Annotated in this window: 12 protein-coding genes; 4 read left to right on the forward strand and 8 right to left on the reverse strand. The window is 62.0% G+C overall.

The window, feature by feature from the left end:
- Positions 1-131 precede the first annotated feature (131 nt).
- Entirely contained in the window at positions 132-1,592 is a 1,461-nt protein-coding gene (gene mltF, locus LOY67_RS22325; protein WP_265064478.1) for a membrane-bound lytic murein transglycosylase MltF, read from the forward strand.
- 200 nt (positions 1,593-1,792) lie between these two features.
- Here mltF and pdxJ read toward each other — a convergent pair whose 3' ends face one another.
- From pdxJ to lptF, 8 genes are all read right to left on the reverse strand, one after another.
- The gene (gene pdxJ, locus LOY67_RS22330; protein WP_265064479.1) at positions 1,793-2,536 is read right to left on the reverse strand and encodes a pyridoxine 5'-phosphate synthase; all 744 of its coding nucleotides are present in this window, start codon (positions 2,534-2,536) and stop codon (positions 1,793-1,795) included.
- 51 nt (positions 2,537-2,587) lie between these two features.
- Positions 2,588-3,277, reverse strand: coding sequence for a DNA repair protein RecO (gene recO, locus LOY67_RS22335; RefSeq protein WP_265064480.1), 690 nt, complete (start codon positions 3,275-3,277; stop codon positions 2,588-2,590).
- 168 nt (positions 3,278-3,445) lie between these two features.
- On the reverse strand, positions 3,446-4,348 hold the full coding sequence (gene era, locus LOY67_RS22340) for a GTPase Era (RefSeq protein WP_265064481.1): 903 nt from the start codon (positions 4,346-4,348) through the stop codon (positions 3,446-3,448).
- Positions 4,341-5,030, reverse strand: coding sequence for a ribonuclease III (gene rnc, locus LOY67_RS22345; RefSeq protein ID WP_041022961.1), 690 nt, complete (start codon positions 5,028-5,030; stop codon positions 4,341-4,343). Before rnc ends, era begins: the two co-directional genes overlap by 8 nt.
- 168 nt (positions 5,031-5,198) lie before the next feature.
- Positions 5,199-6,053, reverse strand: a complete 855-nt coding sequence (lepB, locus tag LOY67_RS22350; protein WP_265064482.1) for a signal peptidase I — start codon at positions 6,051-6,053, stop codon at positions 5,199-5,201.
- Between the two features lie 5 nt (positions 6,054-6,058).
- Positions 6,059-7,858, reverse strand: a complete 1,800-nt coding sequence (gene lepA / locus LOY67_RS22355; protein ID WP_265064483.1) for a translation elongation factor 4 — start codon at positions 7,856-7,858, stop codon at positions 6,059-6,061.
- Positions 7,859-8,113: 255 nt separating this feature from the next.
- Positions 8,114-9,175: an LPS export ABC transporter permease LptG gene (gene lptG, locus LOY67_RS22360; RefSeq protein ID WP_265064484.1), complete on the reverse strand. Its 1,062-nt coding sequence runs from the start codon at positions 9,173-9,175 to the stop codon at positions 8,114-8,116.
- Positions 9,168-10,289: an LPS export ABC transporter permease LptF gene (gene lptF, locus LOY67_RS22365; protein WP_265064485.1), complete on the reverse strand. Its 1,122-nt coding sequence runs from the start codon at positions 10,287-10,289 to the stop codon at positions 9,168-9,170. The genes lptG and lptF overlap by 8 nt, the downstream gene beginning before the upstream one ends.
- Positions 10,290-10,575: 286 nt before the next feature.
- Between lptF and LOY67_RS22370 the strand changes: the two genes are divergently transcribed.
- Genes LOY67_RS22370 through LOY67_RS22380 form a run of 3 tightly spaced genes read left to right on the forward strand, consistent with a single transcriptional unit; the run spans position 10,576 to position 12,928 of the window.
- Positions 10,576-12,066 carry a leucyl aminopeptidase gene (locus tag LOY67_RS22370; RefSeq protein WP_265064486.1) on the forward strand — a complete coding sequence of 497 codons (1,491 nt, stop codon included), beginning with the start codon at positions 10,576-10,578 and terminating at the stop codon, positions 12,064-12,066.
- 60 nt (positions 12,067-12,126) lie between these two features.
- On the forward strand, positions 12,127-12,555 hold the full coding sequence (locus LOY67_RS22375) for a DNA polymerase III subunit chi (protein WP_047701300.1): 429 nt from the start codon (positions 12,127-12,129) through the stop codon (positions 12,553-12,555).
- 7 nt (positions 12,556-12,562) lie between these two features.
- Positions 12,563-12,928, forward strand: a complete 366-nt coding sequence (locus LOY67_RS22380) for a DNA polymerase III subunit chi (RefSeq protein WP_265064487.1) — start codon at positions 12,563-12,565, stop codon at positions 12,926-12,928.
- The last annotated feature ends 152 nt before the right edge of the window (positions 12,929-13,080 follow it).

Genomic DNA, 13,080 nt, shown 5'->3' on the forward strand with positions numbered 1-13,080 from the left:
ATTTTTTTGATCGGCACAAAACCCGCCGCACGCCGGCCGGCCTGTGTTGCAGACATGTTTTGCAACCGCTAGCAGACTGGCCTTTCGCTGTCGAGATATGGCGGTAAGGGCCGTTTGCGTATACTGCGCAGATGTCTTCCCCAACGGCTTTGCGTCCGCGGTACGCCAGATGGCTGATCGCAACCGGACTCTTCCTGGTGCTCAGTGGTTGTGTTGAGAAACCCAACACACTGGAGCGCGTAAAGGAGGATGGCGTGCTGCGGGTGGTTACCCGAAACAGCCCTGCCACCTACTTTGAGGATCGCAACGGTGAAACCGGCTTCGAATACGAGCTGGTGAAGCGTTTCGCTGACGATTTGGGGGTGGAACTGAAGATCGAGACCGCCGACAACCTCGACGACCTGTTCAGCCAGATCGGCAAGCCCAACGGCCCGGTACTGGCGGCCGCCGGCCTGGTCAGCAGCGAGGCGCGCAAGAAACAGGTGCGGTTCTCCCACTCTTACCTGGAAGTCACCCCGCAGGTCATCTACCGCAACGGCCAGTCCCGCCCCACCGACGCGGCGGCCCTGGCGGGCAAGAAGATCATGGTGCTCAAGGGCAGCACCCATGCCGAGCAACTGGCGCAGTTGAAACAGCAGTATCCGGGCATCGAATACGAAGAATCCGACGCCGTTGAAGTGGTCGACCTGTTGCGCATGGTCGATGAGGGCCAGATCGACCTGACCCTGGTGGACTCCAACGAAGTGGCGATGAACCAGGTGTACTTCCCCAACGTGCGCGTGGCCTTCGACCTGGGCGATGCCCGCAGCCAGAGCTGGGCGGTGGCGCCCGGCGAAGACAACAGCCTGCTCAACGAAATCAACGCCTACCTCGACAAGGTCCAGAAGAACGGCACCCTGCAGCGCCTGAAAGACCGCTACTACGGACATGTCGACGTCCTCGGCTACATGGGCGCCACCACCTTCGCCCAGCATTTGCAGCAACGGTTGCCCAAGTACGAGCAGCACTTCAAGGCCTACGCCAAGCAGGAAAAGGTCGATTGGCGCCTGCTGGCCGCCATCGGCTACCAGGAATCGCTGTGGCAACCGGCGGTCACGTCCAAGACCGGTGTGCGCGGCCTGATGATGCTGACCCAGAACACCGCCCAGGCCATGGGCGTGTCCAACCGTCTAGATCCGAAGCAGAGCATCATGGGCGGCGCCAAGTACCTGGCCTACATGAAGGACCAGTTGGACGAGAGCATCCAGGAGCCGGACCGCACCTGGTTCGCCCTCGCCGCCTATAACGTCGGCAGCGGTCACCTGGACGACGCCCGCAAGCTGGCGGCCAAGGAAGGGCTGAACCCGAACAAGTGGCTGGACGTGAAGAAGATCCTGCCGCGCCTGTCCCAGAAGCAGTGGTACAGCAAGACCCGCTACGGCTACGCCCGGGGCGGCGAGCCAGTGCATTTCGTGGCGAACATCCGTCGCTACTACGACATCCTGACCTGGGTCACGCAGCCGCAGCTCGAAGGCAACCAGGTGGCCGAGGGCAACCTGCACGTGCCGGGTGTCGACAAGAGCAAGCCGAACCAGGAAACCCCGCCGCTCTGATAGCCCCACACCATCCTGATGCTGTGATGAATCTGTGGCGAGGGGATTTATCCCCGTTGGGCTGCGCAGCAGCCCCAAAGCACACAACTCAATCTGCCTGACACACCGAGGCGCCAGGTTTTAGGGCTGCTGCGCAGCCCAGCGGGGATAAATCCCCCCGCCACAATAGATCGCAGCCATAATGGGGTTTTGTAGTGGGCTCAGGCTTTCGCGGCCGCCAGGATCAGCGCCTTCATCTCCGCCACCGCCGACTTGAACCCGACGAACAACGCATGGGCCACCAGCGCATGGCCGATGTTCAGTTCGTTGATGCCCTTGATGGCCGCCACGGCTTCGACGTTGTGGTAATGCAAACCATGGCCGGCGTTGACGATCAGGCCTTGGGCCAGGCCAAACGTGACACCGTCGGCCACCCGTTGCAGCTCATCGGCCACATCCGTGGGAGTCTCGGCATCGGCGTAGCGGCCGGTGTGCAACTCGATGGCCGGTGCGCCAACGCGCTTGGAGGCTTCGATCTGCCGTTCATCCGCATCGATGAACAGCGACACTTCGGCGCCGATTTTCGACAAGCGCTCCACCGCCGCCCTGATCCGCGCTTCCTGCCCCGCCACGTCCAGGCCGCCTTCGGTGGTCAGCTCCTGGCGCGTTTCCGGTACCAGGCAGATGTGCGCCGGGCGGATACGCTCGGCGAATGCCATCATTTCTTCGGTCACGCCCATCTCGAAATTCATGCGGGTTTGCAGCACATCCTTGAGCAACAGCACGTCGCGCTCCTGGATATGGCGACGGTCTTCGCGCAGGTGCACGGTGATGCCATCGGCGCCCGCCTCTTCGGCGTCCAGTGCGGCCTTGACCGGATCCGGGTAGCGGGTACCGCGGGCCTGGCGCAGGGTGGCGACATGGTCGATGTTCACGCCGAGAAGAATGCGATTGCTGGTGCTCACGAAAAGCGCTCCTTGAATGGACAGAGATTCGGCCCACAGCATACGGGTTGATCAGGGCTTGCGAAACAGCTCGCGACTGACCAGCGGCTTGCCACCCAGGTGAACCGCCAGTGCCTGGCGCATCAGACGCTTGGCTGCGGACAAGGCGCCTGGCGCGCTCCAGTCGGCCTCGGCCATGGCCAGCAGCTCGACGCCATTGAACAAGCCGGGCTGCAGCAGGTAGACGCGCTCCAGGCCGGCGTCCACCTGCAAGCGATAAAGGCCATCGGCGGCAATGGGCTCGCCGTGCAGGTCGGCGTCCAGGGCGAAACCGTAGCCCAGGTCATCCAACAGCCGCCACTCGAAAGATCGCAGCAGCGGCTCCAATGGCCGACCTTCAGCCAGGGCCAGCAGCGTCGCAGCATAGTGGTCGAAAACGGCGGGATGAGGATCTTCGGCGGGCAACAGGCGGATCAGCAGTTCATTGAGGTACAGGCCACTGAACAAGGCTTCGCCGTTGAGCCAGGCGGCGACCCCGTTGCTTTCCATGCGCCCGACATTCTTCAACTCGCCCCGCCCCCGGAATTCGACCTCCAGGGGCACGAACGGCCGCGCCAGCGTCCCGGCCTTGCCCCGCGCCCCGCGCAACACCGCCCGCAACCGCCCTTGCGGCGTGAGGAAATCCACCAGGGCGCTGCTTTCGCGGTAGGCGCGCGAGTGCAGGACGTAGGCGGATTGGGCGATGGGTTGGGTGCCGGACATGGGGAGAGCTGTTCTCAATGGCTAAACACAGTATGACTGACCACCACAAACCACTGTGGGAGCGAGCCTGCTCGCGATGAGGGACTGATATTCAACACAGATGTTGACTGACAGACCGCCATCGCGAGCAGGCTCGCTCCCACAAGGGAATGCATGTATCCAGGTGGATCAGAGGTCGCCATAACCCAGCGAACGCAACGCCCGCTCGTCATCCGACCAACCGCCCTTCACCTTGACCCACAGGTTGAGCATGATCTTGGAGTCGAACAGCAGCTCCATGTCCTTGCGCGCCTCGGTGCCGATGCGCTTGATGCGCTCGCCCTTGTCGCCAATGATGATTTTCTTCTGGCCGTCACGTTCGACGAGGATCAGCGCGTGGATGTGCAGGGTCTTCCCCTGTTGCTTGAACTCTTCGATTTCCACGGTGATCTGGTATGGCAGCTCGGCGCCGAGCTGACGCATGATTTTCTCGCGCACCAGTTCTGCGGCGAGGAAACGGCTGCTGCGGTCGGTGATCTGGTCTTCGGGGAAGAAGTGATCGTTTTCCGGCAGGTGCTCGGCAATCACCCGCTCCAGCGCGTCGAGGTTATGACCGTGCTGGGCCGAGATCGGGATGATCTGGGCGTTGGGCAGCTGTTCCTGCAACCAGGTCAGGTGCGGCATCAGCTCGGCCTTGTCCTCGATGCGGTCGGTCTTGTTCAGCGCCACGATCAGCGGGCCGGTCACGTACTGGACGCGTTCGAGGACCATCTGGTCTTCTTCGGTCCACTTGGTGCGGTCGACCACGAAGATCACCACGTCGACGTCTTTCAACGCCGCCGAAGCGGTCTTGTTCATGTAGCGGTTCAGGGCCTTTTCGCCACCCTTGTGCATGCCCGGGGTGTCGACGTAGATCGCCTGCACCTCGCCCTCGGTCTTGATACCCAGCATGTTGTGGCGGGTGGTCTGGGGCTTGCGCGAGGTGATCGCCAGTTTCTGGCCCAGGATATGGTTCAGCAAGGTGGACTTGCCCACGTTCGGCCGGCCGACAATGGCGACATAGCCGCAACGGGTAACGGTTGTATCAGTCATTGCCATTCTCCACGCCCAGGGCGATCAATGCTGCGGCGGCCGCCACCTGTTCGGCGATACGACGGCTCACGCCCTGGCCACGGCTTTTTTCATTCAATAGGACCACTTCGCATTCGACGAAGAAGGTTCGGCAGTGCGGCTCGCCCTGGATGTCCACGACTTCGTAGCGCGGCAGCTCGCAACTGCGCGATTGCAGGAATTCCTGCAAACGGGTTTTCGGATCCTTGTTGGTGTCCACCAGCGTCAGGCTGTCGATTTCGGAGGTCAGCCAGGCCAGCACGCGCTCGCGGGCCTTTTCCATGCCCGAATCCAGGTAGATCGCACCGATCAGGGCTTCCAGGGCGTCGGCCAGAATCGACTCACGACGAAAACCGCCGCTTTTCAGTTCACCGGAGCCCAGGCGCAGGTAGTCGCCCAGGTCGAAACCACGGGCCAGTACAGCCAGGGTCTCACCTTTTACCAATCGCGCGCGCAGACGCGACAACTGGCCTTCGCGGGCCAGCGGGAAGCGCTCGAACAGCGCCTCGCCGGCGACGAAATTGAGGATGGCATCACCGAGGAATTCCAGGCGCTCGTTGTTGCGCCCGGCAAAACTGCGGTGAGTGAGGGCCAGGAGCATCAGCTCCGGGTCCTTGAAGGTGTAGCCGAGCTGACGCTCGAGGCGGCTTAGAGAAACGCTCACGGTTTACCCACGCTGAGTTCGTGGCTGGATTCCACCGCCAGGTCGGCAACGTGCCGTTGGCTTGGGACAATTAACGCTGTGTTCAAAAATGACGTCCTGACTATCGTTGGCGCCTTGTGCAGGCTCCAGAAATGCATTCGGCGCTGTGTTCAACAGCGCCGTGTGTGTTTACTTGATCAGGCCAACCCGCGAGAAGTTCGGCAGGTGGCCGAGTTTGGGTTCCGGCCAGCTCATCCAGACCGCGAAGGCCTTGCCGACGATATTCCGGTCGGGGACCATGCCCAGCATGTCCTTGGGAATGTTCGGATCATCCCAGTAACGGCTGTCGTTGGAGTTGTCGCGGTTGTCACCCATCATGAAATAGTGCCCGGCCGGCACGGTCCACGAATGATCCGGCGTGGCACGGTAGCGGCTCATTTCCTTGCGGATCAGGTGCTCGACCTCGCCGAGTTTTTCCCGATAGAGCTCGGCGCTGCCCAGGGTACCCGGCTCGGAGCCGAGCAGTTGTTCGGCTACCAGTTCGCCATTCACGTACAGACGCTTGTCGGCGGTGTAGCGGATCTTGTCGCCCGGCAGGCCGACCACGCGCTTGATGTAGTTGACGTTAGGGTCGCTGGGGAAGCGGAACACCATTACGTCGCCGCGTTGCGGGTCACCCACCTCGATGACTTTCTGATCGATCACCGGCAGGCGGATCCCGTAGGAGAACTTGTTCACCAGGATGAAATCGCCCACGTCCAGGGTCGGCTTCATCGAGCCGGACGGGATCTGGAACGGCTCAACCAGGAACGAGCGCAGCACCAGCACGATGAACAGCACCGGAAAGAACGACTTGCCGTATTCGACCAGCAGCGGTTCCTTGTTGAGCTTCTCGACCACCACACCATCAGGCTGGCTGACGCTGCCCTGATAGGAGGCGATGGCCGCCCGGCGCCGAGGCGCCAGGAACAACAGATCAAGCAACGCCAACAGACCGCAGACAAACACGGCGATAACCAGCAACAGCGGGAAATTTAGCGACATAGGACCTAACTATCCAACCTGAGCACCGCAAGGAAGGCTTCCTGTGGAATCTCCACGTTGCCGACCTGCTTCATGCGTTTTTTACCGGCCTTCTGCTTTTCCAACAGCTTGCGCTTACGGCTGACGTCGCCGCCGTAGCATTTGGCCAATACGTTCTTTCTGAGCGCCTTGACGGTTGTGCGCGCCACAATCTGCCCGCCAATGGCGGCCTGGATTGCCACGTCGAACATCTGCCGCGGAATCAGTTCCTTCATCTTCTCGGTCAATGCACGACCTTTGTAGTGCGCGTTGTCACGGTGCACGATCAATGCCAGGGCATCGACCTTCTCACCGTTGATCAGCACATCCAGCTTCACCAGATTAGCCGATTGGTAACGATCGAAATGATAGTCCAGCGAAGCATAGCCGCGACTGGTGGATTTCAAGCGATCGAAGAAGTCCAGCACCACTTCGTTCATCGGCAGGTCGTAGGTCACCTGGACTTGCGAGCCGAGGAACAGCATGTCGTGCTGCACGCCGCGCTTCTCGATGCACAGGGTAATGACGTTGCCCAGGTGCTCTTGAGGCACAAGGATGTTGGCCCGCACGATCGGTTCGCGCATGTCTTCGATGGCCGACAGGTCCGGCAGCTTGGACGGGTTGTCGACGTAGATGGTTTCACCGCTCTTGAGCAGCAGCTCGAAGATTACCGTCGGCGCCGTGGTGATCAGGTCCAGGTCGTACTCGCGCTCCAGGCGCTCCTGGATGATTTCCATGTGCAGCATGCCCAGGAACCCGCAACGGAAGCCGAAGCCCAGGGCGTCGGAGCTTTCCGGGGTGTACTGCAACGACGAGTCGTTCAGGGTCAGCTTCTGCAGGGCTTCGCGGAAATCCTCGAAGTCGTCGGAACTGACCGGGAACAGGCCGGCGTAGACCTGCGGCTGGATACGCTTGAAACCTGGCAGCACATCGACGTCGGGGGTGGAACTCAGGGTCAGGGTGTCGCCGACCGGCGCCCCGTGGATGTCCTTGATGCCGGCGATGATGAAGCCCACTTCACCGGCCTTGAGGTCGGCGGTGGCAGTGTGTTTCGGGTTGAATACACCGACGCTGTCCACCAGGTGGACCTTGCCGGTGGACTTGACCAGGATCTTGTCGCCCTTCTTCACGCGGCCATGGCGCACGCGAACCAGGGAAACCACGCCCAGGTAGTTGTCGAACCAGGAGTCGATGATCAACGCTTGCAGCGGATCTTCGATGTTGCCGGTCGGCGCGGGAATGGTGGTGACCAGGCGCTCGAGCACTTCATCCACGCCCAGGCCGGTCTTGGCACTGCAGGTGACCGCGTCGGTGGCATCGATACCGATGATCTTCTCGATCTCTTCCTTGACGCGCTCCGGCTCGGCCTGGGGCAGGTCGATCTTGTTCAGCACCGGCATGACTTCCAGGCCCTGCTCGATGGCCGTGTAGCAGTTGGCAACCGATTGAGCCTCGACACCCTGGCCGGCATCGACCACCAGCAGCGCACCTTCACAGGCCGCCAGGGATCGGCTGACTTCGTAGGTGAAGTCGACGTGGCCCGGGGTGTCAATGAAGTTCAGCTGGTAGGTGACGCCGTCGCGGGCCTTGTAATAGAGGGTGACGCTGTGGGCCTTGATGGTAATCCCGCGTTCACGCTCGAGGTCCATGGAGTCCAGGACCTGGGCTTCCATCTCACGCTCGGTCAGGCCGCCGCACATCTGGATGAAGCGATCAGCCAGCGTCGACTTGCCATGGTCAATGTGGGCGATGATGGAGAAATTGCGGATATGACTCAAATCACTCACGGATCAACACTCAAAAAGGCTGCAGGCAAGGCCCGCCGAAAAATAGCCGGGAATTGTACCTGATACAGCGCGCAAGCGTCACGTTTGCCTGTCGATGAGAGTTTTTCGGCGCTGGGCTGCGTAGGAGCTGTCGAGCGAAGCGAGGCTGCGATCTTTTGCTCTTTCGCTTGAAACTCAAGCGTCAGTGGAAAGATCGCAGCCTCGCTTCGCTCGACAGCTCCTACAGGGCCCAGCAGCCATGCCTTCGCCTTCCGATCAACCAGCCCGGCGCAGCAGCCAGAGCCCGGCCAATGCACAGACACCGGCCGGTACCAGCACCGCAAACAGCGGCGAGAAACCGAACACCAGGCTCGATGGCCCCAGCAGATCCTGGGCGATGCGGAAGGTGAAGCCCACCAGCACGCCGGTAAACACCCGCTGACCGAGGGTTACCGAACGCAGTGGACCAAAGATGAAGGAGATGGCCATCAGCACCAGGGCGGCGGTGACCAGCGGCTGCAACACCTTGACCCAAAAAGCCAGCCAATAGCGACCGTTGTTCAGGCCCTGCTCGCCCAGGTAGTGAATGTATCCCCACAGGCCGGTGATCGACAGGGATTCCGGCGCCATCACCACGGTGCTGAGCAACTGCGGGCTGATCGCTACATCCCAACGTTCCTGCGGGGTCGCGACCACCTCGGTATTCTTTTCATGGAACAGGGTGGTGGTGACATCGCTCAGTTGCCAATGGTCCTCGGCAAACTCGGCGCGCTTGGCGAAGCTCGACGAGAGCATGTGTCGTTGTTCGTCGAAGCGATACCGGGTCACGCCATAGAGGATACCGTTGGGCTGGACCGAGTTGATGTGGATGAACTCATCGCCCTGGCGGTGCCAGAGGCCATGCTTGGCGCTTTGCGCGTCGCCGCCGCCCTGGGCCAGGGAACGGTTGGCCTGGGCGGTGTTCTCGGTAGCCGGGGCGATGTATTCGCCAATCATCAAACCCACCAGCATCAACACCAGCATCGGCTTCATTACCGCCCAGACGATCCGACCAATGGAAACGCCAGCGGCACGCATGATGGTCAGCTCGCTGTTACTGGCCAGGCTGCCCAGGCCGATCAGGCAACCGATCAGCGCAGCCATCGGCAGCATGTCGTACAGGCGCCGCGGCGCGGTCAGCAGCACATAGCTCGCCACATCCACCAGGGTATAGGTATCGCTGACGTCGCTCATTTCATCGATGAAGGCAAACAGGGTCGCCAGGCCGAGGATGATCCCCAGCACCGCGAGGATCGCAATGAAGACGCTGCTGCCGATGTAGCGATCGAGTTTAACCACGGGCCACCTCCAGCGCGCTGCGGCGGCTCGCCAGTTTCAGGCGCAGCGGCTCCCAGTAGAGCAGCCCTAGACCGATGGCCAGGAAAATCGAATGCACCCACCACAGGCCCAATGCCGGCGGGATCTTGCCTTTTTCCAGGGCGCTGCGGGCGGTGATGAGAATGGTCAGGTAAGCCATATACAGGAGAATCGCCGGGAGCAGCTTGAGGAAACGGCCCTGGCGCGGGTTGACCCGGGCCAGCGGGACCGCCATGAGGGTCACGATGAACACCAGCAGCGGCAGCGACAGACGCCATTGCAGCTCGGTGCGCGTGCGGATGTCATCATTGCCCAGCAGGCTCGCGGTTGGCATCGCGTCGCGGTCTGTCACTTCTTCGCTGGCTTCGGGCTTGGGCAGCAGCACGCCATAGGTGTCGTACTTGATGGCCCGGTAATCGGCCTGTCCCGGCTTGCCGTCGTAGCGATAGCCGTTTTCGAGGATCAGGTAGCGGTTGCCGTCGGGATTGATTTCCTGGCGCCCCTTCTCGGCCACCAGCACGGAAATGCCGCGATCCTTCTTCGTGTCGGACGACAGGTTCTTTTGCGTGATGAAGACGCCGGCGAGGTCGACCCGGTCATCCGAAAGCTGTTCGGTGTAGGTGACGCGCGTACCGTCGCGCAAGGCCTGGAAGCGCCCCGGCACCAGGGTGTCGAACTCGGTCAGGGCGTCCTGCTGGTTGATCAGCAACTGGAACTGGTTGGCTCCCTGGGGTGCCAGGCTCAGGCTCAGCCAGGCCACCACCAACGCCACCAGCGTTGCCGGGAACAGGGTGATGCGAAACAGGCGCTGCTGACTCATGCCGGTGGCCGACAGGACGGTCATTTCACTGTCCAAGTACAGGCGACCATAGGCCAGCAGGATGCCGAGAAACAGGCCCAGCGGCAGGATCAGTTGCAGGAAGCCTGGCAGGCGGAACCCCATGATCAGGAACAGGGAGCCTGGGTCCAGCGCGCCCGAAGCGGCCTGGGCAAGGTATTTGATGAAGCGCCCGCTCATGATGATGACCAGCAGCACGGCACTGACCGCGCTCAGGGTCAGCAGGACTTCGCGGGATAGATATCGAAAGACGATCAAACCAGACACTCCAGGATTGTCAGGCTAGGGCCAAACAAGCAAACGTATCGACGGCCCGCCATCGCGGGCGCCGAAAAAAGAGCCGCATTATCCTGTGATTGGAGGCGCCTGTCACTTCGCACGCTTTAAACCGGTGCCTAAAGCCATAAAGTTAACGGTACCAAGGGTTGTCAGCCTCGGGGGCCGGGGTTCAAACTGCGGCCTTTGTCGCCGGCGCGATACCGCGACTGCTTCACTCGCCACAGTCAGCGCCCGACATCTTGACCATTCATTCAGGGATCCGGACATGGAACTGGTTGTAAAAAGCGTTAGCCCAGAAACGTTGAAAACCGCCACCCTGGTGGTTGCCGTCGGCGAAGCCCGCAAGCTCGGCGTCGTCGCCTCCCAGCTCGACGCCCTGTGCGGCGGTGCCATCAGCGCCGTGCTCAAGCGCGGCGACCTCGCCGGCAAGGTCGGCCAGAGCCTGTTGCTGCACAACCTGCCCAACCTCAAGGCCGAACGTGTACTGCTGGTCGGCGTCGGCAAGGACGCGGAACTGGGCGACCGTCCGTTCCGCAAGATCATTGCCGGCGTACTGGGTACCCTCAAGGGCCTGGGTGGCGGCGATGCCGCGCTGGCGCTGGATGAACTGGTGGTCAAGGGCCGCGACAGCTATGGCAAGACCCGCCTGTTGGCCGAGACCCTGGTAGACGGCGAATACCAGTTCGATCGGTTCAAGAGCCAGAAGGCCGAACCCCGCGCCCTGAAAAAAGTCACCCTGCTGACCATCAAGGCCGCCCAGGCCGAAGTCCAGCGCGCCGTGACCCACGCCACCGCCATCGCCAATGGCATGGCCTTCACCCGCGACCTGGGCAACCTGCCGCCGAACATCTGCCACCCGACGTTCCTCGGCGAACAGGCCAAGGCCCTGGGTAAAGAGTTCAAGGGCCTGAAGGTCGAAGTCTTCGACGAGAAGAAAATCAAGGACCTGGGCATGGGCTCCTTCTACGCCGTCGGCCAGGGCAGCGCCCAGCCGCCACGTCTGATCGTCATGCAATACAACGGCGGCAAGAAGTCCGAGAAGCCGTACGCACTGGTCGGCAAGGGCATCACCTTCGACACCGGCGGCATCAGCCTCAAGCCGGGCGCCGGCATGGATGAAATGAAGTACGACATGGGCGGCGCCGCCAGCGTATTTGGCACCCTGCGTGCCGTGCTCGAACTGAAACTGCCGATCAACCTGGTCTGCATCCTGGCCTGCGCCGAGAACATGCCCAGCGGCACGGCCTCGCGCCCGGGCGACATCGTCACCACCATGAGCGGCCAGACCGTGGAAATCCTCAACACCGACGCCGAAGGCCGACTGGTGCTGTGTGACGCCCTCACCTACTCCGAGCGCTTCAAGCCGCAAGCGGTGATCGACATCGCGACCCTGACCGGCGCCTGCGTCGTCGCCCTCGGCGCCCATACCTCGGGCCTGCTGGGCAACAACGACGAACTGATCGGCCAACTGCTCAGCGCCGGCCAACAGGCCGACGACCGCGCCTGGCAATTGCCGCTGTTCGACGAGTACCAGGAACAACTGGACAGTCCGTTCGCCGACATCGCCAACATCGGCGGCCCGAAAGCCGGGACCATCACGGCGGCGTGCTTCCTGTCGCGCTTCACCAAGAACCTGAACTGGGCACACCTGGACATCGCCGGCACGGCCTGGACCAGCGGCGGCAAGGATAAAGGCGCCACCGGTCGTCCGGTTCCGCTGCTGACCCAGTACCTGCTGGACCGCGCCAAGGCCTGACAACCATGACCGCCGATGGCGTCGTCTGCGAGCGGCGTCACCGGCGGTTCAGGAACTGCAATGACCAAAGTCGATTTCTATATCCTGCCCAGCGCCGATCCGTCGGCGCGGCTGGATTTTGCCTGCAAGCTCACGGAAAAGGCCTGGCGCATGGGTCACCGCATCTACCTGCATTGCAGCGATGCCGCCCAGCGCGAGGCGCTTGATGCGCGCCTATGGGCATTCAAGGGCGAAAGCTTCGTGCCCCATGGCCCGGCCGAAAGCGAACCCGAAGGGCTGATCGTGCTTGGGTTGGGCGATGACTGCGGTCAGCACCAGGACCTGCTGGTCAACCTCGATCTGAAAGTACCAGCCTTCGCCCCGCGCTTCGCCCGTGTGGCGGAAGTGGTGGTGGAGGACCCGGCCATCCGGCAAGCCGCGCGGGAGAGTTTCCGTTTCTACCGCGAACAGGGCTATCCTCTGCAAGACCACCGTTTACAGCGACTCTGAGCCTACGATGGATACTCCGAAACCACCGCAAAAGCCTCCACACCTGCTGGATGACCTCGAGTCGATCCGCCAGTTGCTCGGTGACGACACCCTGCAACCGCCGCTGCTGACCGACACCGTCGTGCATGAGCCGGTGCACGAAGAACAGATCCCCCTGCTGTTCGAGCCGATCACCGGCCAGCCCGAACCCAAGCCGGCGCCCAAGGCCGAACCCAAAGGCCCCGACGCCCTGCTGCACCTGGACAGCGAATTGCGCGCCGCCGCGCAGTTGATCATGCAGGACGTCATCGACGACTTCGCGCCGCACATCGAGACCGAGATCAAGCGTCGACTGGATGCCAGGATGGAGCGGCTGCTGAGTCAGTACGAGTAAAGTCTGACTGAACACTGATCACCCTGTGGGAGCGAGCCTGCTCGCGATAGCGGCGGGTCAGCTGGCATCAATGTCGAATGTGCAACCGTCATCGCGAGCAGGCTCGCTCCCACAGGATTCAGCGACGGGCATAAACTCTGCGCCCAGCGCTT

The sequence above is a fragment of the Pseudomonas sp. B21-056 genome (assembly GCF_026016325.1).
Classification (GTDB): domain Bacteria; phylum Pseudomonadota; class Gammaproteobacteria; order Pseudomonadales; family Pseudomonadaceae; genus Aquipseudomonas.